This window comes from Streptomyces sp. FIT100, from assembly GCF_024584805.1.
In the GTDB taxonomy this organism is placed as follows: domain Bacteria; phylum Actinomycetota; class Actinomycetes; order Streptomycetales; family Streptomycetaceae; genus Streptomyces.
The window spans coordinates 1,764,001-1,790,205 of sequence record NZ_CP075715.1 but is presented as its reverse complement, the minus strand read 5'-3'; the positions used below and the strand labels follow the sequence as shown (position 1 = coordinate 1,790,205).

The window sequence follows — 26,205 nt, the reverse complement described above, 5'->3', positions numbered from 1 at the left end:
CCCCTTGCTGTGGTGTGTCAGGTGCACTGATGGTTTGAACGATTCAAGAAATCTGGCGGAAACATACGGGCGCGGAGAGGCCAGAGCAAGGGGTTGAACGCCTTGCCGTGGATTTTCCCTTCAGGCAGGCATCTTGACCGCGCTCACCGTGTGGCCCCAGAGTGGCCGTCAGCTCTCCGAAACGTTTCAATCACGTTGCCCGAAGGAGCTCCATCCCGATGCCCCGAAACCCGCTGACGCGGCGTCACTTCATGGTGGGCACAGGTGCGGTCACCACGGCTCTGGCCCTGGGTCCCGGTGGCACGGCCGCCGCCGCCGCACCTGCCGCCGCACCTGCCGCCGCACCTGCCGCCGCGGCTGACGCAGCCGCCGCGGCCCCTGCCGTGAAGACGCACCGCCGCCCGGCGCTGCACCCGTTCCCGCTCAGCTCGGTCACGCTCCACGACAGCCCGTTCCGCGCCAACATGCGCCGGACCTGCGCCTACATGCTGTTCGTCGACACCGACCGGCTGCTGCACACCTTCCGCACCAACGTCGGCCTCCCCTCCACCGCCGAACCCTGCGGCGGCTGGGAGTCACCGACGCTGCTGCTGCGCGGCCACACCACCGGCCATCTGCTCTCCGGCCTGGCCCTCGCCCACGCCAACACCGGCGACGAGGCGTACGCGGCCAAGGCCCGCCGGATCGTCGCCGCCCTCGCCGAGTGCCAGGCGGCCTCGCCGACCGCCGGTTTCGCGCCCGGCTATCTCTCGGCCTTCCCCGAGCAGGTCTTCGACCAGTTGGAGGCGGGCGGCAAGCCCTGGGCGCCGTACTACACGCTCCACAAGATCATGGCCGGGCTGCTCGACTGCCATCAGCTCGTCGGCAGCGCCCAGGCCCTGGACGTGCTGCGCGGGATGGCCGGCTGGGCCGAGCGGCGCACCGCGGCGCTGCCGTACGAGACGATGCAGTCGGTGCTCAAGGTCGAGTTCGGCGGCATGAACGACGTGCTCACCCGCCTGCACCTGGCCACCGGCGACCCCGTACCGCTGCGCACCGCCCGCCGCTTCGACCACGAGGAGGTCCTCGGGCCGCTGGCCGACGGCCGCGACGAGCTCGCCGGGCGGCACGCCAACACCGAGATCCCCAAGATCGTCGGTGCGGTCCACGAGTACGAGGCCACCGGCGAGGAGCGCTATCTGCGTCTCGCCGAGCACTTCTGGCACACGGTCGTACGCGACCACTCGTACGTCATCGGCGGCAACTCCAACCAGGAGTTCTTCGGCCCGCCCGGCGAGATCGTGAGCCGGCTCTCCGAGGACACCTGCGAGAACTGCAACAGCTACAACATGCTCAAGCTCGGCCGGCAGCTCTTCCTGCACGACCCGGGCACGACCGCGTACATGGACCACTACGAGTGGACCCTGCTCAACCAGATGCTGGGCGAGCAGGACCCCGACTCGGCCCACGGCCACGTCACGTACTACACCGGCCTGTGGGCCGGCTCGCGGCGGCAGCCCAAGGGCGGCCTCGGTGCCGCGCCCGGCAGCTACAGCGGCGACTACGACAACTTCTCCTGCGACCACGGTACGGCGCTGGAGACCCAGACGAAGTTCGCGGACACCGTCTACGCCCACACGCGCGACGCGCTGTACGTCAACCTCTTCGTCCCGTCCGAGGTCCGCTGGAACGGCGTGACGCTCCGCCAGGAGACCCGCTACCCCGACGAGGAGCGGATCCGCCTCACCGTCACGGCGGGCGACGGCCGCTTCGCCCTGAAGGTGCGCGTCCCCGGCTGGCTCGAAGGGCGGGCCGCCGTCCGCGTGAACGGCCGCTCGGCACACGCGGACACCCGGCCCGGCCGCTATCTGACCCTCGAACGCCACTGGCGCACCGGCGACACCGTCGAGCTCACCCTCCCCATGGAGCTGATCCGCCGCCCCGCGCCCGACAACCCCCAGGTCCAGGCGGTGACCTACGGGCCCGTGGTACTGGCCGGGGCGTACGGCGACGTCGAGTCGCCCACGATCCCCGCCCTCGACCCGGCGTCGCTGCGCCGGGCGCCGGGCGAGCAGGTGGAGTTCACGGCCGTGGCCGAGGGCGTCCAGGTGCCGCTGCTGCCGTTCCACCGCGTGCACCACCAGCGCTACAACGTCTACTTCGCCGTGCCGCCGCGCCCACGCCCGGCCCGCGAGACCGCCCGGTTCACGCTCGACGGCGGCAGCGGCGCCGACGCCACCGGGACGTTCCCCGCCGCGACCCTGGCCGGGGGCGCACGATGGGCGTCGGACGGCGTCGAACTCGACGGCGTGGACGGGCACGTGGCGCTGCCGCCCGGTCTGATCACCGGACTGACCGAGCTGACCCTCGGCGCCTGGGTGCGGGTGGACACGCTCACCAACTCGGCCCGCGTCTTCGACCTCGGCTTCCACAAGAGCACATACGTCTTCCTGACCCCGCGCACCGGCTCGGGCAGGGCCCGTGCCGCCCTGAAGATCTCCGGCATGGACGGCGAGGACGTCATCGACGCCCCGGGACCCCTGCCGCAGGGCCGCTGGACCCATGTCGCGCTGACGCTCGCGGGCGGTCCCGGCGACCGTACGGGCGGCGGCACCGGGGTGCTGTACGTCGACGGGGCCGAGGCCGGCCGCAACGACGCGCTGGTGATGAGCCCGCTGCTGCTCGGCGCCACCACCCGCAACTACCTGGGGCGTTCGCAGAACGCCACGCACCCGTACCTGCACGGCGCGGTCGACGACTTCCGCGTGTTCAACCGTGCGCTGTCCCCGGCGGAGATCGGCGCGCTGGCGCGCGCCTGAGCCCCCTTCCCCTTCACCTGCCGCTGAGGAGCGAGCCCTCCCATGTCCTTGCCCGTGCCCCCGCCCATGCCCATGCCCGTGCCCGAGTCCGACCTGTCCAGACGCGGCTTCGTCGCCGCCGCGGGAGTGGCCGCCGCCGCGATCGGCGGGGTGCTCCCGGCCGGTACCGCGTTCGCGGGTTCCCCCGCGCACGGCGCCGGCTTCAGCCCCGCCGCCTTCGCCGACCCGCGCCGCGACAGCCGCCCCACCGTCTACTGGTACTGGAACGGCCCCGTCACCCCCCAGTTGATCGACACCCAGCTGGCGGACCTGCGCGACAAGGGGATGTACGAGGTCGTCCTCTTCCCGTACGACAACGAGGACATGAAGCCGGTCTTCTTCTCCGAGGAGTGGTTCGACGTCGTCGGCCATGTACTGGAGGAGGCCGAGCGCACCGGCATGCGGGTGTGGATCTTCAACGACAACCACTTCCCCAGCGGACGCGCCGCCTACCTCGTCGCCGAGGGCGGCACCGTCGGGACCCGCACCTACACCCCCCGCCCCGAACTCCGGCTGAAGGGCCTGTGGCGCTCCACGGCCGTCGTCGAGGGCCCCGCCCGCGTCGACCTGCGGGACACCACCGGCACCGGGGTCTCTGCCGGCCGGCTCGTCGCCGACGCGGCCGTGCTCGCCGGAGCCGCCGTGCTGCGCGAAGGAGACGACTGGGCGGACTACGACGTCATCGCCAACGCCAAGACCGAGACCGGCTCCGTCGGGCTCGTCGTCCGCGCCTCCGCATCGGGCGCCGACGGCTACGCCGTGGAGTTCGACCAGACCGGCGTCGTCACCGTCTCCCGGCTGACCGGCGGCAGCACGCAGGAGCTGGCCAGGAGCAGCCGCACCGACGGCTTCAACCGCACCAAGTTCCACACCTTCGCCGTCACCGTGCGCGGTGCCACGCTCTCGGTCACCCTCGACGGCAAGGACAAGGGCACCGTCACCGACGACGCCCATCCCCGCGGCGGCGTCGGCGTCCGCGCCGTCGGCGTCCAGCGGTCCCTGTGGGAGGACCTGACCGTCACCGCCGCCGACGGCAGCGCCCTGTACGCCGCCGCCTACGACGACCCGGCATCCGCCGGCGACTTCCGCACCCGGCCCGTCCCCGGAGCCGCCGCCGCGCCCATCGCCGCGACCGCCCGCCCCGCCGGCCGCGCCGACGCCGCGGAACTGGTCGAGCTCACCGGCGACCTGGCGGCCGGGCGCTCCTGGCAGGTCCCCGAAGGCCGCTGGCAGATCGACCTCTTCGGCGGGGCGATCCTCTCCGACGACACCCAGGGCTACACCCGCTCCTACCTCGACCTCCTCGACGACGAGCCGGTCGAGCTGCTGCTCGACATGGTGCCCGGCGAGTACCACCGCCGCTTCGGCCGCTACTTCGGCACCGTCGTGCCCGGCTTCTGGGACGACGAGCCGTTCATCGCCTCCGCGGGACCGCACCCCTTCAAGCGCCTGCCCTGGTCGCCCACGCTCGCCGCCGCCCTGCGCGAGGTCGGCGCCGAGCCAGGCAAGGCGTACGCCAGCACCTTCGACGACCTCGGCGAGGCCGGCCGGATCCTGCGCGGCCGCTACTGGCGGGCCGTGTCCAACCGCTTCTCCAAGTACTTCGAGAAGCAGGCGCACTGGTACGCCGACCGGCGCGTCCGCCTCGTCACCAACCCGCTCTACGACGAGACCGGCCCCTCCAAGCGCATCCTCTCCACCGGTGATCTGCACAAGGCCAACCAGTGGGCGCAGGTGCCCGGCGGCGACGTCATCACCGGCGAGTACGTGGCGGGCGAGCCCACCATGGACCCGCGCAACGCCGCGTCGGTGGCCCACCAGACCGGCCGCGAGCGGGCGCTGACCGAGGCGTTCGGCAACATGGGCTGGCAGGTGGCGCCCGAGTTCGTGCACGCGCTCATCGGCGCGTTCGCGACGCGCGGCACCAACCTCACCGTGCTGCACGCGCTGTGGACCAACGAGGCGAAGGTGTACTTCCCGCCGCCGTTCGGTCCCCGCGCGCCCTGGTGGTGGGCGATGCGCCCGATCGCCGACTGGATCGGCCGCACCATGGAACTGGCCCGCGGCACCTCGGCCGCCCGCACCGCACTCCTCCAGCCGCAGCGCGCCGCCGAGCAGCTCACCGGCACCGAGCGGCAGGGCGAGGTCGACGGCTTGTTCGCCGACGCGGCCTACGCGCTGGAGAGCGCCCAGGTCGACTTCGACCTCGTCCACGAGGGCGCGCTCGCCGACGACCGCGAGCTGCTGCTCCCCGCCCGCGTCCACGACGGCCGGCTCTCCGTCGGCCGGGCGCGCTACGACCTGGTGGTGCTGCCCGAGACCCCGGTCCTTGAGGCCGAGGCGGTCGGCACGCTGGCCCGGTTCGCCCGCGCCGGAGGCACGGTCGTGGCCGTCGGCGCGCTGCCGCAGCACGAGGCGAACGGCCGCGACGACGCCCTGCGGCGCGCCCTGGACGACCTCTTCGAGCACCGCCGCGCCCTCCGCGTCTCCGCCGTCACCGAACTCGGCGCGGTCTCACGGGAGTTCGCTGCGGCCAGCCTCGAACCTGCCGCACCCGCCGTCCGCGTCCTGCGCACCACCCGCGGCGGCGACCTCGCGTTCCTGTTCAACAACGAGAGCGCGACGCCCGTCGACACCTGGGCGACGCTGCCGGCCCGCGGCACCCCCGAGTGGTGGGACCCGGAGGACGGCACGGCCGTGCCCGCGCCGGTGCACCGCACGGAGCGCGGCGGCGTACGCGTACCGCTGAAGCTCGGCCCGTACCGGACGGTGGGGGTCGTCCTGCGCCACGCGGCCCACCCCGTACCCCACCTGACCGACGCCGGGGCGCTGCCGGTCACCGCCGTCACCGCCCGCCGCGAAGGGCTGCGCGTGCAGGCCCTCGCCGAGGCCCCCGGCAGCTGGCCCCTGACCGGCACCGACGGCCGCCGCACCTACCGCGGCACCGCCCGTGTCACCGACCCCCTGGAGCCGATACCGCTCGACGGGGACTGGACCCTGACCCTCCACCAGGCGGGCGCCCAGCCCGTCGTACGGCCGCTCGGCAGCTGGAGCGACATCGCCCGGCTCTTCTCCGGCAGCGCCACCTACACCAAGGACGTCGAGCTCTCCCCGGACCGACTCGCCGGACGCCGGCTCCACCTGGACCTCGGCACCGTGCGCGAGGTCGCCGAGGTCACGGTCAACGGCACCACCCTGCCGCCGGCCCTGTGGACCCCGTACGTCGTGGACGTCACCGAAGCGCTGCGCCCCGGTGCCAACCACATCGCCGTCCGCGTCTCCAACACCCTCTCCAACGAGCGCAACAAGCCGCTGCCGTCCGGGCTCCTGGGCCCGGTGGTCCTGCGCCCGCGCCGCCCGCTCACCACCGACCTGCACTGATCCCCAGGGAGACCGGCATGAGTTCACTCGCCAGACCCGCGCTCGTCCTCGCCACCGGGCTGACCGCGCTCGTCACCGTCGTACCCTCCGCGCTCCCCGCCGCCGCATGGGGCGGCGCCGGCGCCGAGGCCACCAGGCTCCAGACCCAGCACCTGCGCAGCGCCCTCGGCATCGACGACACCACCCCCGACCTGACCTGGCAGCTGTCCGGGCACGGCCGGGGCGTCGTCCAGAGCGCCTACCGCATCCAGGCCGCCACCAGCCGCGAGAGGCTGGAGCACGGCCGCCCCGACCTCTGGGACTCGGGCAAGGTCGGCTCCGCCGAGCCGCGCGCCGTCTACGCGGGCAAGGCGCTCGGCTCGCGCGACCGCGTCCACTGGCGCGTCCAGCTGTGGTCCGGCGGCCGTGCCTCCGAGTGGAGCGACACCGCGGTCTTCGAGACGGGCCTGACCCGCGCCGAGGACTGGACCGCCCAGTGGATCACCCACGACGCATGGCGGCTGAGCCGGCACGAGAACGAGCCCGTCGTCGTCACGCTGCCGCGGACCACGGCCCGCTACGTCCGGCTCGACGTCACCGAGCTCGGGCTGCCGCTTGAGGGGGAGTGGCGCCTCCAGCTCGGCGAGATCGAGGTGCGCGACTCCACCGCTGCGGACGTCAACCACGCACAGGGCGCGACGGTCACGGCGTCCGAGAGCGGCGAGGTGCGCAAGGTCTGGGAGCCGAAGCTCGTCGTGGACGGGCACACCAACAGTGCGCTGCTGCGCGAGGCCGGCTACTCGAGCCAGCCGCACGACAGTGCCGACTCCCCGGTCACGCTCACGCTCGACATGAAGGCGGCCAAGACCTTCGACCAGGTGCTGCTCTACCCGCGCGCCGACGTCCTCACCGCCGACGGGCAGGTGCCCCACTTCCCCGTCGACTACAGCGTCTCCACGGCCGAGACGCCCGAAGGACCGTGGACGAAGGCTGCCGAGGCCATCGGCCAGAAGACCCCCGGGGCCTACCTCCCCGCCGCACTGCCGCTGTTCGCCAAGGACTTCGCCCTCCCCAAGGGCGCCCGCAGCGCCCGCCTCTACCTGGCGGGCCTCGGCATCCACGACGCCCGCATCAACGGGAAGCCGGTCGGCGACGCCGTGCTTGAGCCCGCCAACACCGACTTCGCCGACCGGGTCCAGTACGCCACCTACGACGTCACCGACCGGCTGCGGCGCGGCGGCAACACCCTCGCCGTCGCGCTCGGCAACGGCGCCTCCAACGTGGTCAGCACCGCCGACCGCTACCGCAAGTGGTACGGCAACTTCAGCGACCCCAAGCTCGTCGCCCAGCTGGAGATCGCCCTGGACGACGGCAGCGTGCGCCGCGTCACCAGCGGCTCCGACTGGCACACCACCCTCGGCCCGACCACCTCGTCCAACTGGTACGGCGGCGAGGACTACGACGCCCGCCGCGAGATACCCGGCTGGGACGAGCCGGGCCGCGACCGCGACCGCTCCTCCTGGCCCGCGGCCGTCACGCTCGGCCGGCCCGGCGGCGCGGAGGAACCGGCCGAACCGAGCGCCCGCGAGACCGAACCCGTCCGCGTCATCGAGACGCTGCAGGGGACCGAGGTGGCGGGGGCCGAGGGCAGCCGCGTCTTCGACCTCGGCCGCAATATCGCCGGCTGGCCCGAGATCACCGTCACCGCCCCCGCCGGAACGACCGTGCGCATCCACCCGGCCGAGAGCCTGAAGGACGGTCACGCCTTCCAGTCCATCAGCAACGTCGGCGCACCCCTGTGGGACAGCTACACGGCCAAGGGCGGCGGCCGCGCCGAGACCTGGCACCCCACCTTCAGCTACCACGGCTTCCGCTACCTGGAGCTGAAGGGCCTGCCGGCCGGCGCCACCGTCTCCGTACGAGGCAAGGTCCTGCACGCCGACAACACCTCCGCCGGGAGCTTCACCAGCTCCAACCAGCTCGTCAACGGCATCCACGGACTCATCCGCCGCGCCGTCGAGGGCAACATGATGAGCGTCCTCACCGACTGCCCCAGCCGGGAGAAGCTCGGCTGGCTGGAGCAGAACCAGCTCGTCTTCCCCACCCTGGCCGCCAACTACGACATGCAGTCCTACCTCCGCAAGATCGTGCGGGACATGTCGGACGCCCAGACCCCCGAGGGCCTGATCCCCAGCACCGTCCCCGACTACGTCGAACTCTCCGGCGGCTACCGCAACGACGCCAACTGGGGCGGCGCGTTCGTCCTCGTGCCGTGGCAGCTCTACACGACCTACGGCGACGAGGAGACGCTGCGCACGTACTACCCGCAGATGAAGCAGTACGTGACCTTCCTGGAGCAGAAGGTCTCCGGCGGCATCCTCGACTACGGCCTCGGCGACTGGATCACCCCCGACCGCACCTTCCCGCGCGCCGTCGCGGGCACCTACGGCTACTGGCGCGTCGTCGACGGCCTCAGCCGCATCGCGAAGGTCCTCGGCCAGGACGCCGACGCCGCCCTGTACCAGGAGAAGGCGGACACCAGCGCGCACGCTCTCGCCGCGAAGTACTACGACCCGGCCACCGGCACCTTCGGCGGCGGAGGCCAGGGCGCGGAGGCGCTCGCCCTCGACATGGGAGCCGTCCCGGCCGGTGAACGCGAGCGTCTGCTCGCCCACTTCACGAACGCGGTCGTCGCCGCCGACCACCACCTCGTGCTGGGCGAGATCTCCCTGCCCGCCGCCCTGCGCGTGCTGTCCGAGTCGGGCCGCGACGACATCGTCTACAAGATCGCCACACAGACCACCAGCCCGAGCTACGGCTACCAGGTCCTGGCCGGCAACACCACCCTCGGCGAGACCTGGGACGGCGGCCCCGGCCAGTCGCAGAACCACTTCATGCTCGGCGCGATCGACGCCTGGTTCACCGCCCGCCTCGCCGGCATCCAGCAGCGACCCGGATCGGCCGGCTACCGCGAACTGCTCATCGCCCCGGCGGTCGTGGGCGATCTGACCTCGGCCTCGGGCTCGTACACCACGCCGTACGGCACGGTCCGCACGAACTGGAAGCGCGAGGGCACCGCCTACCGGCTGGACGCCTCCGTCCCGGCGGGAACGACGGCCGAGATCCGCGTACCGGTCACCACCGGCACCGTCCACGCGTCACGGGACGCGCGTCTCGTACGGACGGAGGACGGCGTGGCCGTGTACGAAGTCGGCTCCGGGAGCTGGACGTTCACCTCGACGTTCGCACCGGACGCGAGCTGACACCACGAAGCCCCCGGCCGGACCCGCGGGTCCGGCCGGGGGCTTCGCCGTTTCTCAGCCCTCGACCAGGATCACTTCGAGCGTCCGGGGCCCGTGGACCCCCTCCACGCGGTCCAGCTCGATGTCGCTCGTCGCCGACGGCCCGCTGATCCAGGTCAGCGGGCGCGCCGGGTCCAGGCGTTCCAGGCCCTGCGGTACCGAGTCGACGACCTGGTCCGGAACGTGTACGACGCAGATGTGGTGGTCGGGCACGAGCGTGATCCGGCGGCGGCCCTGGGCGGCGCCGCCGTCCAGGACGAGGGTGCCGGTCTCGGCGATGGCCACCGCGCAGCCGGTGACCACGCTGTCGATCGCGTCGAGTTCGTGCGGGGTGCTCTCCGCCCGGTCGGGGAACCGGACGGGGTCCGCGGCCGCCAGCCATTCCGGCGGTAGTCCGGCCGGGACGAGTACCGACTCGGAGCCGTGCTCTGCCAGCAACCGGGCGATGAGCGGCGGCAGTCCGGCGGCGTCCGAACGGTGCACCAGGGCCCGGTAGTCCGCGAGGTTCTCCGCGAGCAGGTCCGCCGTCTCGGCCGGGGTCCTGCCGCCGTGCACCCGCAGGTAGTCGCGGGCGACCGGCACGTCCTGCGGGCGCTCGTCGCGCGGCACGTCCGCCAGGGCGCGGCGCACCCGGCCGAGGACGATGTCCCTGCTGCTCACTTCGTGTGCTCCCCTCGTGTGCGCTGCCACCAGTCCCGGAACGACTCGGCCGGCACCTCCGGCACCGCCCGGGTGTCCGTCCAGGCCCGGCCGGGCCCCGGCAGCCGCCGCGGATGCAGCCGGCGGGTGCGGGAGGCGAGGCGCTGCGCCGTGCGCAGTGCGCCGGGGTGGTCCAGCGTCCAGCGGGCGGCGCGCATCGCGGCCCGCTCGGCCGCGTGCCCCTTCGCGGGGCGGAGCGTGACCTTCGTACCGTTGCGGGTCACCTCGCCTCCCTCGACGACGCGCTCCCGCAGGTGGACAAGGACCTCGGGGATGTCGATGGCGACCGGGCACACCTCGTAGCAGGCGCCGCACAGCGAGGACGCATACGGCAGCGAGGCGTCCACCTCGCTGGTGGTGCCGCGCAGTTGGGGTGTGAGGATCGCGCCGATCGGGCCCGGGTAGGCGGAGCCGTACGCGTGGCCGCCGGCCCGCTCGTAGACCGGGCAGACGTTGAGGCAGGCGGAGCAGCGGATGCAGCGCAGCGCCTGCCGCCCCACCGTGTCGGCGAGGGTGTCGGTGCGGCCGTTGTCGAGCAGGACCAGGTGGAAGGTGCGCGGGCCGTCGCCGTCGGTCGTCCCCGTCCATGTGCTCGTATACGGGTTCATGCGCTCGGCCGTCGAGGAGCGGGGGAGGAGCTGGAGGAAGACCTCCAGGTCCTGCCAGGTCGGCACCACCTTTTCGATGCCGACGACGGAGATCAGCGTCTCGGGCAGGGTCAGGCACATCCGGCCGTTGCCCTCGGACTCGACCACGACGAGGGTGCCGGTGTCGGCGACGATGAAGTTGGCGCCCGAGACGGCGACCTTCGCGCGCAGGAACTTCTCGCGCAGATGCAGCCGGGCGGCCTCGGCCAGCTCGGCGGGCCGGTCGGTGAGCCCGTCCGGGGCCGGACGGCCCCAGTCCGCCATCTTGTCGCGGAAGATGTCGCGGATCTCGGAGCGGTTGCGGTGGATCGCGGGGACGAGGATGTGCGAGGGCAGGTCGTCGCCCAACTGCACGATCAGCTCGGCGAGATCGGTCTCGCAGGCGGTGATCCCGGCCTTCGCCAGCGCCTCGTTGAGACCGATCTCCTGGGTGGCCATGGACTTGACCTTGACCACCTCGGTCTCGCCGGTGGCCCGGACGAGGTCGGTGACGATCCGGTTGGCCTCGGCGGCGTCCGCCGCCCAGTGCACGGTGCCGCCCGCCGCCGTGACCGCGGCCTCCACCTGCTCCAGGTAGTGGTCGAGATGGCGCAGCGTACGGTTCTTGATCGCGGCCCCGGCGGCGCGCAGCCGCCCCCAGTCGTCGAGTTCGGCGACGGCCTTGGCGCGCTTGTCGCGGATGGTGTGGGTGGCATGGCGCAGATTGCCGCGGAGGGTGGTGTTCCGGGTGGAGTCGGCCGCCGCCTTCGGGAAGGCCGGCATGCCGAGGTACGTGCCGCTCATCGGGCGTCCCCTTCCGTGCTCGCGAGGATCTCGGCGATGTGCACCGGGCGGACCGTCGAGCCGAGCCGGGTGAGCGTCCCGCCGATGTGCAGCTGGCAGGAGTTGTCGACCGTGCACACGGCCTCGGCGCCGGTGGAGGTGATGTTGCGGGCCTTGTCCGCGCCCATCGCCGCGGAGACGGCGGCGTTCTTGACGGCGAACGTGCCACCGAAGCCGCAGCACTCCTCGGCGCCCGGCAGCTCCCGCAGTTCGAGCCCCTTGACATGCTCAAGGAGCCTGCGCGGCCGGTCGCCGAGGCCGAGCATCCGCAGCCCGTGGCAGGTCGGGTGGTAGGTGACGGCGTGCGGGTAGTACGCCCCGACGTCCACCACCTTCAACACGTCGACCAGGAACTCCGTGAGCTCGTACGTCTTCGGGACCGCGCGCGCCGCCGCCTCGGCGAGCTCCTGGCCGCGTCCCTCGGCGGCCGCCTTCGCACCGATGCGGGGGTAGTTGTCGCGGACCATCGCCGCGCAGGAGCCGGACGGGGTGACGACGTAGTCGTAGGCGTCGAAGGCGGCGGCGTAGCGGCGCACCAGGGGCTCGGTCTCGTGCCGGTAACCGGTGTTGAACTGCGGCTGCCCGCAACAGGTCTGCGCCGGCGGGAAGTCCACCTCGACGCCGAGGCGCTCCAGCAGGGTGACGACCGCCTGCCCGGTGCGGGGGAAGAGCGTGTCGTTGACGCAGGTGACGAAGAGCGCTACCCGCATGGCTGTTCCTCCTTGGCGAGACGTGCCTCGGCCCGCTCCCATGCTCGGACGTCTCCCGTGGGTTCGTAGTGCCGTAGGCCCTGAGTCTCGCACAGGAGCTGTCGCGATTCACGCAGACCTCCGATGATTACGCCTGCAGAGCGGGCCTGGACAAGGATGTTGCCCAGCGCGGCGGCCTCGGCGGGACCCGCCACCACGGGCAGTCCGCAGGCGTCGGCCGTCAGCCGGCACAGCAGCTCGTTGCGGGCGCCGCCGCCGACGATGTGCACGGTGTCGACCGCCCGGCCGGAGAGCCGCTGGGCGTCCGCGACGGCGCGCCGGTGGGCCAGGGCCAGCGAGTCCAGCACACAGCGGGTCGTCTCGGCCGCGTCGCGCGGCACGGGCTGGCCGGTGCGGCGGCAGGCGTCGGCGATCCGCTCCGGCATCCGGCCCGGGGCGATGAACGCCGGGTCGCCCGCGTCCACGACCGAGCGCAGGGGGGTGCACGCGGCCGCCTTGCGCAGCAGTTCGCCGAGGTCGGGCGCCTGGCCCTGGGCCTCCCAGTCGCGCAGGCACTCCTGGAGCAGCCACAGGCCCATGATGTTGCGGAGGTAGCGGACGGTGCCGTTCACACCGAGCTCATTGGTGAAGTTGGCGCGGCGGCTGTCCTCGGTGAGGACGGGAGCGTCCAGTTCGAGCCCGGCCAGCGACCAGGTGCCGGTGGCGATGTACGCGAACCGCTCCCCGCATGCGGGCACGCCCGCCACTGCCGAAGCGGTGTCGTGCGACCCCACGGCGGTCACGGGCACCGGCCCGGTCAGGCCGGTCTCGGTGAGGACCTCGGGCAGCAGCTCCCCGGCCGGGTCGCCGGGCCGGCGCAGCGGCGGGAAGAGCGAGAGATCGATACCGAGCGCCTCGGCGACGGGCCGGGCCCAGTCGCGGGTGCGCGGGTCGACGAGCTGGGTCGTGGAGGCGTTGGTGAGCTCGGTACCGGCCTCACCGGTCAGCCAGTACGCGATCAGATCCGGGATGAGGAGGAGGCCCCGGGCGGCGGCGAGCGCGGGGGTGCCCTGCGCCGCGACCAGCTGGTAGACGGTGTTGAAGGGGAGGTACTGGAGCCCCGTCGCCGCGTAGAGCTCGGAGGGGGCCAGCGCCCCGGCGACCTTCGCGGTGACGGCCTCGGTACGGGTGTCCCGGTAGTGCACGGGGTTGCCGATGAGGGCGCCGCCGGCGTCGAGGAGGCCGTAGTCCACGGCCCACGAGTCGACGCCCACGCTCGCGAGCCGCCCCCCGGTGGCCCGGCCCGCGGCCCGCAGCCCGTCGAGCACCCCGCGGTACAGGGCGAGGATGTCCCAGTGCAGCGTGCCGCCGACGCGTACGGGCGTGTTGGGGAACCGGTGCACCTCGGTGAGGCGAAGCGTCCCGGGCCCGACGTGCCCGACCATGACGCGTCCGCTGGAGGCGCCGAGGTCGACGGCGGCGAAGGTGAGCGGGGTTTTCGTTGACACGATGTCATTCCTTACAGGGGGTTGGGCAGCCGACGTCCCGTCTGGTTGTGGGCCGTTCGCTCCGCGTGGGGGCGGAACGGGAGCGCAACCGAGAGCGTTGGGCGCCGCTCGTGCCTCGGGGCACGGTGCCCCGACGCCCGGACCGCAGCCGGTGGCGGTGCGCAACCGGTCGCCGGCCGCGGCCGTTTCGTACGCAGGAACGGCCCGGTGGTCGCGTTGTGCCCACCAGTTCCTCCCCCTAGGACTTCGTCCTGGGGGGACCCCATGCGGAACGAATGCCCACAACGTGGGGGGAGGGGGGGACTGCCCGCGACGTGTCCCGCCCCGCAGGCCGGCGTGCCCCCGGGCCCGCCCGGGCACCGCCCGCGCAGCAGGCAAGCGCCGGTCGGCGTGCCCCACGGGCGCGTGGCGCGGGCCGAGCGGGTCCGGGCGTCGCCCGGAGAAGCGGGGCCCGGAGGGCACGCCAGCGCGGCGCTAGCGCAGGAACGCCGCCGCGACGCCCGCGTCCACCGGGACGTGGAGGCCCGTCGTGTGGCTCAGGTCGCCGCCCGTCAGCACGAAGACCGCGGCCGCGACATGCTCCGGCAGGACCTCCCGCTTGAGCAGGGTCCGCTGGGCGTAGAACTCGCCCAGCTTCTCCTCCTCCACGCCGTACACCGCCGCCCGCTTCGCGCCCCAGCCGCCGGCGAAGATGCCCGAGCCGCGCACCACCCCGTCCGGGTTGACGCCGTTGACGCGGATGCCGTGCTCGCCCAGTTCGGCGGCGAGCAGCCTGACCTGGTGCGCCTGGTCGGCCTTGGTCGCGCCGTAGGCGATGTTGTTCGGGCCCGCGAAGACACCGTTCTTGGAGGCGATGTAGACGATGTCGCCGCCGAAGCCCTGCGCGGTCATCACCCGGGCCGCCTCACGCGAGACCAGGAAGGAGCCACGGGCCATGATGTCGTGCTGGAGGTCCCAGTCCTTCGCCGTGGTCTCCAGGAGCGGCTTGGAGACGGAGATCCCGGCGTTGTTGACGACCAGGTCGACGCCGCCGAAGGCGAGCGCGGCCGCCGCGAAGGCGTCGGCGATCTGCTCCTCGGAGGTGACGTCCACCGTCACCGCGACCGCCTTGTCCGGGCCGCCCAACTCCTCGGCCACCGCCGCCGCGCCGTCCGCGTCGATGTCGGCGACGACGACGCACGCGCCCTCCGCGACCAGCCGGTGCGCGATGGCCTTGCCGATCCCGGAGCCGGCACCCGTCACCAGCGCGACGCGGGTCGCGAGCGGCTTCGGCGCGGGCATGCGGCGGAGCTTGGCCTCCTCCAGCTCCCAGTACTCGATGCGGAACTTCTCCGCCTCCTCGATGGGCGCGTACGAGGAGACGGCCTCGGCACCGCGCATCACGTTGATCGCGTTGACGTAGAACTCGCCCGCGACGCGCGCGGTCTGCTTGTCCTTGCCGAAGCTGAACATCCCGACGCCCGGCACGAGGACGATCGCCGGGTCCGCGCCGCGCATGGCGGGGGAGTCCGCGTCGGCGTGGCGCTCGTAGTAGGCGCGGTAGTCCTCGCGGTAGGCGGCGTGCAGCTCCTTCAGGCGGGCGACCGCCTCCTCCAGCGGGGCACCGGCCGGCAGGTCGAGAACGAGCGGCCGGACCTTCGTACGGAGGAAGTGGTCGGGGCAGGAGGTGCCGAGCGCGGCGAGCCGCGGGTGCTCGGCGCGCGCCAGGAAGTCGAGGACGACGTCCGCGTCGGTGAAGTGGCCCACCTGCGGGCGGTCGGTGGAGGCGAGGCCCCGCACTACGGGGGCGAGCGCGGCGGCGCGGGCCCTGCGCTCGGCCTCCGGCAGCGGCCCGTACCCGTCGAGCACGGGCCCGAACGGCTCGGCCTTGCCGCGGTCGGTGAGGAACGCCTCGGCGGTGCGGATGATGTGCAGCGAGTTGCGCTCGCACTCCTCGGAGGTGTCGCCCCAGGCGGTGATGCCGTGTCCGCCGAGGACGCAGCCGATCGCCTCGGGGCTGGCCGCCTTGACCGCGGCGATGTCGAGTCCGAGCTGGAAGCCGGGGCGGCGCCACGGCACCCACACGACCCGGTTGCCGAAGCACTCCTTGGTCAGCGCCTCACCGTCGGCGGCGCAGGCGAGCGCGATGCCCGAGTCGGGGTGGAGGTGGTCGACGTGCGCGGCCTCGACGAGGCCGTGCATCGCGGTGTCGATCGACGGTGCTGCGCCGCCCTTGCCGTGCAGGCAGTAGTCGAAGGCCGCGACCATCTCGTCCTCGCGGTCCACGCCCGGGTACACCCCGGTGAGGGCGCGCAGTCGGTCGAGCCGGAGCGCGGCGAGGCCCTCGGCCTTGAGTGTGCCCAGGTCGCCGCCCGAGCCCTTGACCCAGACCAGCTCGATGTCGCCGCCGGTCACGGGGTCGACCGCGGTGCCCTTGGCGGAGGTGTTGCCGCCGGCGTAGTTGGTGTTGCGGGGATCGGCCCCCAGGCGGTGCGAGCGAGCGAGCAGCTCGGCCACGCGCTGGTGAGTCCTGTCGTCCGTCATTGCCTGCTTCCTTCGAGTCCGAGCTGGTTCGTGAGTCGTCGCTGGTTCGTGCGTCGTCGTGTGCGCCGGGTCCGGCCCGGCCGCCCCCCCCGCCGTCCTGTTTGCTCGCCGGCCGCCGGCCGGCGCGTGCCGCGCCGGCAGCGGGTGAGCCAGGGGCCGGACCGGACGGCCCGGCCACGCCCCGCGCCGGAGGCGGCCTACGCCCCCCAGCCCGCCTGGGTGCCGCCGACGCGCTCGTCGACGATCTTCTGGGCCCAGCCGGAGCGGGCGTACGCGGCGATCGGGTCGGGGGCGATGCCGATTTCCTGGCGGACCTCGGCGAGCAGCGGGCGTACGTCCGTGTTGTAGGCGTCCATCAGCACCGCGTTGGCCGCGAGGACGTCCCCGGAGCGCTGGGCGGCGGCGAGCGCGTCGCCGTCGACGAGGAGGGCCTTCGCCGTCGCCTCCTGGACGTTCATCACCGAGCGGATGATCGCCGGGATCTTCGCCTCGATGTTGTGGCACTGGTCGAGCATGAAGGCGATGTCGGAAGTGAAGCCGCCGCCCCTGATCACCTCGTACATGATGCGGAACAGCTGGAAGGGGTCCGCCGCGCCGACCATCAGGTCGTCGTCCGCGTAGAAGCGGGAGTTGAAGTCGAACGCGCCGAGCTTCCCCTCGCGCAGCAGCAGCGCGACGATGAACTCGATGTTGGTGCCGGGCGCGTGGTGGCCGGTGTCCACGACGACCTGGGCCTTGGGGCCGAGCTTGAGGCAGTGCGCGTAGGCCGTGCCCCAGTCCGGGACGTCGGTGGCGTAGAAGGCCGGCTCGAAGAACTTGTACTCCAGCAGCATCCGCTGGTTCTCGCCCAGCCGCTCGTACACCGCGGCCAGCGCCTCGGCGAGCCGGTCCTGGCGGCTGCGGATGTCGTCCTGGCCCGGGTAGTTGGTGCCGTCGGAGAACCACAGCTTCAGATCGCGCGAGCCGGTCGCGTCCATGATGTCGACGCACTCCAGCAGATGTCCGAGGGCCTTGCGGCGCACGGCCGGGTCGGGGTGGGTGACCGAGCCGAGCTTGTAGTCGTCGTCCTGGAAGACGTTGGAGTTGATCGCACCGAGCCTGAGGCCGCGCTCCTCGGCGTACTTCGCCAGGGCCGCATAGTCGTCGACCGTGTCCCACGGGATGTGCAGGGCGACGGTCGGGGCCACGCCGGTGTGCTCGTGGACGCGCGCGGCGTCGTCGAGCTTCTCGCGCGGGGTTCGCGGCACTCCGGGCTGCGCGAACACCTTGAAGCGCGTACCGGAATTGCCGTACGCCCACGACGGAGTCTCGATGGCCTGGGTCTTGAGGGCCGCCTTCGCGGCGGACACGGCGGATACACCGGGCATGGGATCAGCGCTCCTGGGGGCCGAGCGGACGTGTGAATCGTTTCATCGACGTGAAGCTATGGCCGCTCAACTGGACTGTCAAGAGATCGAGTAGGCCGAGAAAGTTTCATGAACTGACCCATTGACGCCACGGGTGTTACGCGTCTAGCTTCCGTGAAACTTGATTGAAACCTTTCACGGCGCCTCCACGGCGCACCTTCCACGGAGCATCCATGAACCAGCCCGACACGGGCCCGGCCCCCGTTCTGGCCCTGACGGACGTGTCCAAGTCCTTCGGTGCCGTACGGGCCCTGCAGGACGTCTCCCTGCAACTGCTCCCGGGCGAGGTCCACGCGCTCGCGGGCGAGAACGGCGCGGGCAAGTCGACCCTCATCAAGACCCTGGCCGGGGTGCACCGCCCCGACACCGGCCAGGTGCTGCTCGACGGCAGGCCGGTCGTCTTCCACGGCCCGGCCGACGCCCGCGACGCCGGCATCGCGGTCATCTACCAGGAGCCCACGCTCTTCCCCGACCTGTCGATCGCCGAGAACATCTTCATGGGCCGTCAGCCGCGGCTCTCCCTCGGCCGGATCGACCGCAAGTCCGTCCACGACGCGACCGCCGCCCTGATGGCCCGGCTCGGCGTCGACCTCGACCCCGGCCGGCTCGCCCGCGGGCTGTCCATCGCCGACCAGCAGATCGTCGAGATCGCCAAGGCGCTCTCCTTCGACGCCCGCGTCCTGATCATGGACGAGCCCACCGCGGCGCTCACCGGCAGCGAGACCGCGCGGCTGTTCTCGGTCGTCACGACGCTGCGCGCCGCCGGCGCCGCCGTCCTGTTCATCTCGCACCGGCTGGAGGAGATCTTCGAACTCTGCCAGCGGGTCACGACACTGCGCGACGGGCGCTGGGTCGCCACCGAACCGCTCGACGGCCTCACCGAGGACGACCTCGTGCGCCGCATGGTCGGCCGCGACCTGGACGAGCTCTACCCCAAGCAGGCCACCACCGTGGGCGAGACCGCGCTTTCGGTACGCCGGCTCACCCGCGAAGGCGTCTTCCGGGACGTGTCCTTCGAGGTCCGCCGCGGCGAGATCGTCGCCCTCGCCGGACTCGTCGGCGCCGGCCGCTCCGAGGTCGTCCAGGCCGTCTTCGGCGTGGACCGGGCCGACGCGGGCGAGGTGCACGTGAACGGCACGGCCCTGCGCGCCGGTTCACCCACCGCCGCGATGGCCGCCGGAGTCGCCCTCGTCCCGGAGGACCGGCGCCAGCGCGGGCTCGTGATGGACGCGTCCATCGAGCGCAACATCGGACTCACCGGGCTCGGCAGCCTCGGCAGCGGCGGACTGGTCCGCCGCACCCTGGAGCGGGCGCGGGCCACCGACTGGGCCGTGAAGCTCCAGCTCAAGTACAACAAGCTCGGCGACGCGGTCGGCGTGCTCTCCGGCGGCAACCAGCAGAAGGTCGTCCTCGCCAAGTGGCTGGCCACCGACCCGACGGTGCTCATCGTCGACGAGCCCACACGCGGCATCGACGTCGGCACCAAGGCCGAGGTGCACCGGCTGCTCTCCTCGCTCGCCGCCGAGGGACTCGCCGTGCTGATGGTCTCCTCCGACCTGCCCGAGGTCCTCGGCATGGCCGACCGGGTGCTGGTGATGCACGAGGGCCGGCTCGTCGCGGAGATCCCGCGCGAGGAGGCCACCGAGGAGACGGTCATGGCCGCGGCGACCGGCCGCGGCGGTGCCGGGAGGGCGGCATGACGGGCGCGCCCGGCCTCCGCGGCCCCTCGCCCGCCCGCCCGGCCGCGGGCGACCTCCTCGCCGGACCCCGCACCCGCCCCCGCGGCGGCTCACACGAAAGGACAGCGGCGTGACGGCCACCCTGGAAACCCCGCCTGCCGCGCCGGAGACGGACCGCTCGGCTCGTTCGCTCATGGACCTGGTCTTCCGCGCCCGCGAGCTGAGCATCGGCGGCGCACTCGTGGCGCTGATCCTGGCCACCTGGGCGGCCAACCCCTCCTTCCTGGACGACCAGGGCATCAAGGACCTGCTGCTCAACTCCTCGATCCTGGTGCTGCTCGTCGCCGGCCAGTCCGTCGTCGTCATCACCCGAAACATCGACCTGTCCGTCGGTTCCGTCGTCGGACTCTCCGCCTTCGCCTGCGGCACCTTCGTCTCGGGCACCGACCACAGCGCGCTCACCGTCGTCCTGCTCGGCATCGGGCTCGGTGTCCTGTGCGGTCTGGTCAGCGGGCTGCTGGTCAGCTTCGGCCGGGTGCCCGCGCTGGTCGTCACCCTCGGCATGCTCTACGTCATCCAGGGCATCGACCACGCCTGGGCACACGGCGAGCAGATCAACGCCGCCGACGTCCCCGACGGCGTGCTCGCCCTCGGCAGCGGCAGCGTCCTCGGCATCCCGTACCTGCCGCTGATCTCGGCCGCCGTCCTCGCCGGCACCGCGTACTACCTGCGCAGCTACCGCAGCGGCAGGGAGCTGTACGCGATCGGGTCCAGCCCCGAGGCGGCCCGGCTCGCCGGCATCCCCATCCGCCGCCGCGTGCTCGCCGCGTACGCCTTCTCCGGCGCGATCGCCGGCTTCGCCGGGACCCTGTGGCTCGCCCGCTTCGGCACCGTCGTCGCCGACGCGGCCAACGGCTGGGAGCTGAACGTCGTCAGCGCGGTCGTCGTCGGCGGCGTCGCCATCACCGGCGGCGTCGGCACGGTCTGGGGCGCGGCGCTCGGCGCGCTGCTGCTCACGACGATCGGCAGCGCCCTCGTCGTCCTGAAGGTGGACTCCTTCTGGCAGCAGGCCATCACCGGTGTGCTGCTGCTCGCGGCGATCACCACCGACCGCATCGTGAACCTGCGCACCACCAGCGCGCTGAGGAAGAGGAGCCGGCGATGACCGCCTTCGCCAAGTACCTGCGCTGGGACACCGTCGTCGGTGTGCTCCTGGTGGCCGTCTTCCTCGCCGGCACCGGCACGACGGAGGGGTTCGCGGACACCGCCAACCTCTCCGCCGCCCTCAACGACACCGCCGAGATCGCGCTCATCGCCCTGCCGATGACCCTGCTGGTCGTCGCCGGACAGGTCGACCTGTCCGTGGCCTCCATGCTGGGACTGTCCAGCGCGCTCGCCGGCGCGCTGTGGGAGGCCGGCTGGGCCTTCGAGATGATCGTGCCCCTGTGCCTGCTCGTCGGCGCGCTCGGCGGCCTCCTCAACGGCTGGCTCGTCACCCGTGTCGGTCTGCCCTCGCTCGCCGTCACCATCGGCACGCTCACCCTCTACCGGGGCCTCGCCTCGGTCGTCCTCGGGGACAAGGCGGTCGCCGACTTCCCCGAGGCGTACTCCCAGTGGGCGACGTACACCGAGACGGTGCCGGGGACCTTCATCCCGTACCCCGTCGCCCTGTTCGGCGTCCTGGCCGTGATCACCGCGGTGGTGCTGCACTGCACCGCCTTCGGACGGTCGCTGTACGCGATCGGCGCCCAGGAGGACGCGGCCTGGTTCGCGGGCATCCGGGTCAAGCGCATCAAGCTGGTGCTCTTCGTCCTCGCCGGCTTCGTCGCCTCGTTCGCCGGGATCGTCTACACCCTGCGGTACGGCAGCGCCCGCGCCGACAACGGCATCGGCCTCGAACTGGTCGTCATCGCCTCCGTCCTGCTCGGCGGCATCGACTTCGACGGCGGCCGGGGCACGCTCGGCGGCGCGATCGCCGGTGTGCTGCTGATCGGCCTGCTGGGCAACCTCCTCACCCTCAACGACGTGTCCAACGAGATCCAGGTGATCGTCACCGGTCTGCTTCTCGTGGCCTCCGTCCTCACCCCGCGGATCGTCGCCACCGTCTCCGAGCGCCGGCAGCGGCGCGCCGCGACCGCCTCCGCGTAACACCCCTCGGTTCTCCCCGCCCCACCCTCAACTCCCGCCCTCCGAAAGGGACGCCACCATGTCTGCGTACTCCCGCACGCGCCGCCGTGCCACCCTCACCGCCACCGCGGCGGCCTGTGCCCTGGCCGTCACGCTGGCCGGCTGCTCGGGCACCACCAAGAGCGACGCGGCGAACGAGACGAAGGAGAAGGCCGCGAACGCCACGGCCGACCCCGACGCCCCGCTGAAGAAGAACCTGAAGATCGCCTTCCTGCCCAAGCAGATCAACAACCCGTACTTCACCATCCTCGACGGCTCCGGCATCGACACCGTCAAGGAGCTCGGGTCCACCGCCAAGGAGGTCGGCTCCTCCGACGCCAAGGCCTCGTCCCAGGTCTCGTACATCAACACCCTGGTCCAGCAGCGCCAGGACGCGATCCTGATCGCGGCCAACGACCCGAACTCGGTCTGCGGCTCCCTGAAGCAGGCGCTCGCCCAGGACATCAAGGTCGTCACCTACGACTCGGACACCGCCCCCGAGTGCCGCGACGCCTTCATCAACCAGGCCAGCTCCGAGGAGATCGGCCGCAGCCAGATCCAGAACATCGCCGAGCAGCTCGGCCACAAGGGCGAGATCGCGGTCCTCTCGGCCACCCAGAACGCGACGAACCAGAACACCTGGATCGAGTTCATGAAGGACGAGCTGAAGAAGCCCGAGTACAAGGACATGAAGCTGGTCAAGGTCGCCTACGGTGACGACGACGACCAGAAGTCCTTCCAGGAGACCCAGGGCCTGCTGAAGGCGTACCCGAACCTGAAGGGCATCATCTCGCCCACCACCGTCGGCATCGCCGCCGCCTCCCGCTACATCAGCGGCTCCAGCTACAAGGGCAAGGTCGTCATCAACGGCCTCGGCACGCCGAACCAGATGCGCGAGTACGTCAAGGACGGCACCGTCGAGCAGTTCGCGCTGTGGGACCCGAAGAAGCTCGGCCGCCTCGGCGCGTACGTGGCCGCCGCGCTCGCCTCGGGCCAGATCACCGGCGCGGAGGGCGAGAAGTTCACGGCCGGCGACCTCGGTGAGTACACCATCGGCAAGGACGGCGAGATCATCCTCGGCCCGCCGACCGTCTTCGACAAGAACAACATCGACGACTTCGACTTCTGAGGCCGCCGGAGTCCCCGGTGCAACGCGTCTGCTTTCTGCTGAAGGTGCGGCAGGAGCGGCTGGAGGAGTACCGCGAGCGTCACGCGGCCGTATGGCCCGGGATGCTCGCGGCGCTCTCCGCCGCCGGCTGGCACAACTACTCGCTCTTCCTGCGGGAGGACGGCCTGCTCGTCGGCTATCTGGAGACCGAGGACTTCGCGGCCGCGCAGGCCGCGATGGCCGCCACGGACGTCAACGCCCGCTGGCAGGCCGAGATGGGCGGCTTCTTCGAGGCCCTGGACGGCGCCAGGCCGGACGAGGCGATGAAGCCGCTGACCGAAGTGTTCCACCTCGACTGACACCGCCACCCGGAGAAGAATGGATCGCGCATGACCGCACTCCTCGGCCCCGCCGCGGGCAGTCCGGCCGGCCAGCCCGTCGGCATCAAGGACGTGGCCCGGGCGGCCGGGGTCTCCGTCGGCACGGTCTCGAACGTGATCAACCGCCCCGACTCGGTCTCGGCGGAGACCCGGGAGCGCGTCCGCTCCACCATCGAGCGGCTCGGCTACGTACGCAGCGAATCGGCCCGGCAGTTGCGGGCGGGCCGCAGCCGGATCATCGCGCTGCTCGTGCTCGACATGGCCAACCCGTTCTTCGTGGACGTGGCATCGGGCGCCGAGCGGGCGGCCCGCGAGGCGGGCCTCGGGGTGATGCTGTGCAACAGCGCGCAGAGCCCCAGCGAAGAGGCGGAGTACCTGGGCCTGTTCACCGAGCAGCGGGTACGGGGCGTGCTGGTCACCCCCGCCGACACCACCGGGGCCAATCTGGAGGGCTTCCGCCGGCACGGCATCCCGTTCGTCTTCGTCGACCGGGTCCTGCCGAGCGCCGAGGGCTGCTCGGTGTCGGTCGACGACATCACCGGCGGGGCGCTCGCCGTGCGCCATCTCCTCGACCAGGGTCACGAGGACATCACGTACATCAGCGGGCCGATGCATCTCGCCCAGTGCCAGGACCGCCGCACGGGAGCGCTGCGGGCGCTGGCGGAGGCCGGCCTGCCGGAGGACCGGCTGCGGCAGGTCGAGGCGGAGCGGCTCGATGTGTCCGCCGGGCGGGACGCGGGGGCGCGGCTGCTGGGCATGTCGCCGCGGCCGACGGCGGTCTTCTGCGCCAACGACCTGCTCGCGCTCGGCGTCCTCCAGGCGCTGTACGGGGCCGGGGTCGGCGTGCCCGACGAGATCGCCCTGGTCGGCTACGACGACATCGAGTTCGCCTCGGCGGCCGCCGTGCCCCTCACCTCCGTGCGCCAGCCCGCGTTCCGCATGGGGCGTACGGCCGCGGAGCTGCTGATCGAGGAGACGGACGAGAGCGCCGCGGGAGACCACGACCACCGGCGCATCGTGCTCCAGCCGGAACTCGTCGTCAGGGAATCGAGCCTCAGCCGCTCGCGGGGGCGCGCCCCGGCGTGACGTCCCCCAGGGCCCGTCGTTCGGACCTTGCCGGGCTCGCCCGCCCTGGCACGCACCTGCCGTAGCCCTTCGGGCCCCGCGGCCCCGGGAGGTGCCTCCACCGCAGTGGCTCCCTCCTCCGCCCGTGCAGCCGCACGGACCGCTGTGACATCAGCCGCTCCGCTGCGGGCCGCTCCCTGATCCGGCCTGATCCGGCCGACAGGCCCTCGCCGCCCGCCGATTCCCGTAGCGGACTGCTCCCCTCCGGGACTACTCATGCGTAGCATGAGGTCGCGGCCCCGGGGGTGCCGTGGGAAGGCGGACGGTCGGAGCTCGTGGCACGCATGGTGGGCATCAAGGACGTGGCGCGGCAGGCGAACGTGTCCGTCGGCACGGTGTCGAACGTCATCAACCGGCCGGACATGGTCGCCGAGGAGACCCGCGAGCGGGTGCTGGCCGTGATCGACCGGCTCGGCTACGTCCGCAGCGAGACGGCGCGGCAGTTGCGGGCCGGCCGCAGCCGGATCATCGCGATGCTGGTCCTGGACATGGCCAACCCGTTCTTCGTGGAGGTCGCGACCGGGGCCGAGCGCGCGGCGCGTGAGACCGGGCTCGGCGTGATGCTGTGCAACAGCGCGCAGAACCCGGACGAGGAGGCCGACTACCTCTCGCTCTTCGCCGAGCAGCGGGTGCGCGGCGTGCTCGTCACCCCCGCCGACCCCACCGGCAGGAATCTGGCGAACTTCGGGCGGCTCGGCATCCCGCACGTCTACGTCGACCACGACATGCCGCGGTCCGAGGCGTGTTCGGTGTCGGTCGACGACATCACCGGCGGCACCCTCGCCGTCCGCCATCTGATCGAGTGCGGCCACACCGGTGTCGCCTACATCAGCGGGCCGATGCATCTCGCCCAGTGCCAGGACCGCCGCACCGGAGCGCTGCGGGCGCTGGCGGAGGCGGGCCTGCCGGAGGACCGGCTGGTCCATGTGGAGACCGAGCGGCTCGATGTGTCCGCCGGGCGGGACGCGGGGGCGCGGCTGCTGGGGATGTCGCCGCGGCCGACGGCGGTCTTCTGCGCCAACGACCTGCTGGCGCTCGGTGTGCTCCAGTCCCTCTACGGCGCGGGCGTGCGCATCCCGCAGGACATGGCCCTGGTCGGCTACGACGACATCGAGTTCGCCGCGGCGGCCGCGGTGCCGCTGACCTCGGTGCGCCAGCCCGCGTTCCGTATGGGACGTACGGCCGCGGAGCTGCTGATCGAGGAGACGGACGAGGGCGCCGCGGGGGACCACGAGCACCGGCGGATCGTGCTCCAGCCGGAGCTGGTCGTGCGCGAATCCACGCTGGCGCGTACCCGCGGCTGAACGGGCGGCGGCGACTGCGCAGCGGCGCTGTGACGGCCCGGTGGAGGAGGTGAATACCGCGAAAACACCTTGAAGTTGACGTTGACACGTCAACTTCTACGCGCGTCATCATGGCTCATGCGAATCCCCCCACGGATCACGATGCTCGGCGGCGCGGCCGCCCTTCTCTCCGCCCTCCTCGTCGGTGGCCCCGTTGCGGGCCCGGCGACCGCGGCGGCCACCGCGGTCGGTGACATCTGCTCCACCGACCTGCCGTCCCAGGCCCACGACACGCTCGAACTCATCGAGAACGGCGGCCCGTTCCCGTACCCGCAGGACGGGACCGTCTTCCAGAACCGGGAAGGTCTCCTCCCGGCCCACTCGACCGGCTACTACCACGAGTACACGGTCAAGACGCCCGGCTCCACGACGCGCGGTGCCCGCCGTATCGTCACCGGCCAGGCGTCGCAGGAGGACTACTACACCGCCGACCACTACGCGTCGTTCGACCTCGTCGACTACGGCTGCTGACTCCGGCCGGTCCGCCACCAGCCACCCTCCCCTCCCCACCCGTGCCGCCGGCCCTTCCCCCACCAGGCCGGCGGCACGGCCCTTTCGCGCATCCCGGAGTCCACCCCGCCGTAACCACGGAGTCATCCGCTCCTGTCAGG

The 26,205-nt window shown here is 72.4% G+C and carries 17 protein-coding genes; 11 read left to right on the top strand and 6 right to left on the bottom strand.

Features of this window, described 5'->3' with window-relative positions:
* Positions 1-218 precede the first annotated feature (218 nt).
* Genes KK483_RS07745 through KK483_RS07735 form a run of 3 tightly spaced genes read left to right on the top strand, consistent with a single transcriptional unit; the run spans position 219 to position 9,460 of the window.
* Entirely contained in the window at positions 219-2,798 is a 2,580-nt protein-coding gene (locus KK483_RS07745) for a beta-L-arabinofuranosidase domain-containing protein (RefSeq protein ID WP_399013607.1), read from the top strand.
* 42 nt (positions 2,799-2,840) lie between these two features.
* A complete protein-coding gene (locus KK483_RS07740) occupies positions 2,841-6,218 on the top strand; it encodes a glycosylhydrolase-like jelly roll fold domain-containing protein (protein WP_262004469.1) in 3,378 nt (1,125 codons plus the stop codon).
* Positions 6,219-6,235: 17 nt separating this feature from the next.
* Positions 6,236-9,460: a glycoside hydrolase family 78 protein gene (locus tag KK483_RS07735; protein WP_262004468.1), complete on the top strand. Its 3,225-nt coding sequence runs from the start codon at positions 6,236-6,238 to the stop codon at positions 9,458-9,460.
* Positions 9,461-9,514: 54 nt separating this feature from the next.
* Here KK483_RS07735 and KK483_RS07730 read toward each other — a convergent pair whose 3' ends face one another.
* The 6 genes from KK483_RS07730 to rhaI all read right to left on the bottom strand — a co-directional run bounded on the left by KK483_RS07730 (position 9,515) and on the right by rhaI (position 17,754).
* Entirely contained in the window at positions 9,515-10,159 is a 645-nt protein-coding gene (locus tag KK483_RS07730; protein WP_262004467.1) for a lactate utilization protein C, read from the bottom strand.
* Positions 10,156-11,628 carry a lactate utilization protein B gene (locus KK483_RS07725; RefSeq protein ID WP_262004466.1) on the bottom strand — a complete coding sequence of 491 codons (1,473 nt, stop codon included), beginning with the start codon at positions 11,626-11,628 and terminating at the stop codon, positions 10,156-10,158. Before KK483_RS07725 ends, KK483_RS07730 begins: the two co-directional genes overlap by 4 nt.
* The gene (locus KK483_RS07720) at positions 11,625-12,377 is read right to left on the bottom strand and encodes a (Fe-S)-binding protein (RefSeq protein ID WP_262004465.1); all 753 of its coding nucleotides are present in this window, start codon (positions 12,375-12,377) and stop codon (positions 11,625-11,627) included. The genes KK483_RS07725 and KK483_RS07720 overlap by 4 nt, the downstream gene beginning before the upstream one ends.
* On the bottom strand, positions 12,368-13,864 hold the full coding sequence (locus tag KK483_RS07715) for a rhamnulokinase family protein (protein WP_262004464.1): 1,497 nt from the start codon (positions 13,862-13,864) through the stop codon (positions 12,368-12,370). The genes KK483_RS07720 and KK483_RS07715 overlap by 10 nt, the downstream gene beginning before the upstream one ends.
* Positions 13,865-14,338: 474 nt before the next feature.
* Positions 14,339-16,387 carry a bifunctional aldolase/short-chain dehydrogenase gene (locus tag KK483_RS07710; protein WP_262004463.1) on the bottom strand — a complete coding sequence of 683 codons (2,049 nt, stop codon included), beginning with the start codon at positions 16,385-16,387 and terminating at the stop codon, positions 14,339-14,341.
* Between the two features lie 197 nt (positions 16,388-16,584).
* Positions 16,585-17,754 carry an L-rhamnose isomerase gene (gene rhaI, locus KK483_RS07705; RefSeq protein ID WP_262004462.1) on the bottom strand — a complete coding sequence of 390 codons (1,170 nt, stop codon included), beginning with the start codon at positions 17,752-17,754 and terminating at the stop codon, positions 16,585-16,587.
* A 212-nt stretch (positions 17,755-17,966) separates the two neighbouring features.
* Here rhaI and KK483_RS07700 point away from each other — a divergent pair, with 212 nt between their 5' ends.
* From KK483_RS07700 to KK483_RS07665, 8 genes are all read left to right on the top strand, one after another.
* The gene (locus KK483_RS07700; protein WP_262004461.1) at positions 17,967-19,493 is read left to right on the top strand and encodes a sugar ABC transporter ATP-binding protein; all 1,527 of its coding nucleotides are present in this window, start codon (positions 17,967-17,969) and stop codon (positions 19,491-19,493) included.
* Between the two features lie 172 nt (positions 19,494-19,665).
* Positions 19,666-20,637 (top strand): ABC transporter permease, encoded by a 972-nt coding sequence (locus KK483_RS07695; protein WP_399015989.1) that lies wholly within the window; start codon positions 19,666-19,668, stop codon positions 20,635-20,637.
* On the top strand, positions 20,634-21,620 hold the full coding sequence (locus KK483_RS07690; protein WP_262004459.1) for an ABC transporter permease: 987 nt from the start codon (positions 20,634-20,636) through the stop codon (positions 21,618-21,620). Before KK483_RS07695 ends, KK483_RS07690 begins: the two co-directional genes overlap by 4 nt.
* 58 nt (positions 21,621-21,678) lie before the next feature.
* Positions 21,679-22,767, top strand: a complete 1,089-nt coding sequence (gene rhaS / locus KK483_RS07685) for a rhamnose ABC transporter substrate-binding protein (protein WP_262004458.1) — start codon at positions 21,679-21,681, stop codon at positions 22,765-22,767.
* Positions 22,768-22,784: 17 nt separating this feature from the next.
* On the top strand, positions 22,785-23,105 hold the full coding sequence (locus KK483_RS07680; RefSeq protein ID WP_262004457.1) for an L-rhamnose mutarotase: 321 nt from the start codon (positions 22,785-22,787) through the stop codon (positions 23,103-23,105).
* A 30-nt stretch (positions 23,106-23,135) separates the two neighbouring features.
* Entirely contained in the window at positions 23,136-24,212 is a 1,077-nt protein-coding gene (locus KK483_RS07675) for a LacI family DNA-binding transcriptional regulator (RefSeq protein WP_262004456.1), read from the top strand.
* A 314-nt stretch (positions 24,213-24,526) separates the two neighbouring features.
* Positions 24,527-25,555 carry a LacI family DNA-binding transcriptional regulator gene (locus KK483_RS07670; protein WP_262004455.1) on the top strand — a complete coding sequence of 343 codons (1,029 nt, stop codon included), beginning with the start codon at positions 24,527-24,529 and terminating at the stop codon, positions 25,553-25,555.
* 117 nt (positions 25,556-25,672) lie between these two features.
* Positions 25,673-26,065 (top strand): ribonuclease domain-containing protein, encoded by a 393-nt coding sequence (locus KK483_RS07665; protein ID WP_262004454.1) that lies wholly within the window; start codon positions 25,673-25,675, stop codon positions 26,063-26,065.
* Positions 26,066-26,205: the final 140 nt, after the last annotated feature.

Coding starts and splice junctions, on each gene's coding strand:
- KK483_RS07745 (WP_399013607.1), top strand. CDS start 219: ATGCCCCGAAACCCGCTGACGCGGCGTCACTTCATGGTGGGCACAGGT.
- KK483_RS07740 (WP_262004469.1), top strand. CDS start 2,841: ATGTCCTTGCCCGTGCCCCCGCCCATGCCCATGCCCGTGCCCGAGTCC.
- KK483_RS07735 (WP_262004468.1), top strand. CDS start 6,236: ATGAGTTCACTCGCCAGACCCGCGCTCGTCCTCGCCACCGGGCTGACC.
- KK483_RS07725 (WP_262004466.1), bottom strand. CDS start 11,628: ATGAGCGGCACGTACCTCGGCATGCCGGCCTTCCCGAAGGCGGCGGCC.
- KK483_RS07720 (WP_262004465.1), bottom strand. CDS start 12,377: ATGCGGGTAGCGCTCTTCGTCACCTGCGTCAACGACACGCTCTTCCCC.
- KK483_RS07710 (WP_262004463.1), bottom strand. CDS start 16,387: ATGACGGACGACAGGACTCACCAGCGCGTGGCCGAGCTGCTCGCTCGC.
- rhaI (WP_262004462.1), bottom strand. CDS start 17,754: ATGCCCGGTGTATCCGCCGTGTCCGCCGCGAAGGCGGCCCTCAAGACC.
- KK483_RS07700 (WP_262004461.1), top strand. CDS start 17,967: ATGAACCAGCCCGACACGGGCCCGGCCCCCGTTCTGGCCCTGACGGAC.
- KK483_RS07695 (WP_399015989.1), top strand. CDS start 19,666: ATGGACCTGGTCTTCCGCGCCCGCGAGCTGAGCATCGGCGGCGCACTC.
- KK483_RS07690 (WP_262004459.1), top strand. CDS start 20,634: ATGACCGCCTTCGCCAAGTACCTGCGCTGGGACACCGTCGTCGGTGTG.
- rhaS (WP_262004458.1), top strand. CDS start 21,679: ATGTCTGCGTACTCCCGCACGCGCCGCCGTGCCACCCTCACCGCCACC.
- KK483_RS07675 (WP_262004456.1), top strand. CDS start 23,136: ATGACCGCACTCCTCGGCCCCGCCGCGGGCAGTCCGGCCGGCCAGCCC.
- KK483_RS07665 (WP_262004454.1), top strand. CDS start 25,673: ATGCGAATCCCCCCACGGATCACGATGCTCGGCGGCGCGGCCGCCCTT.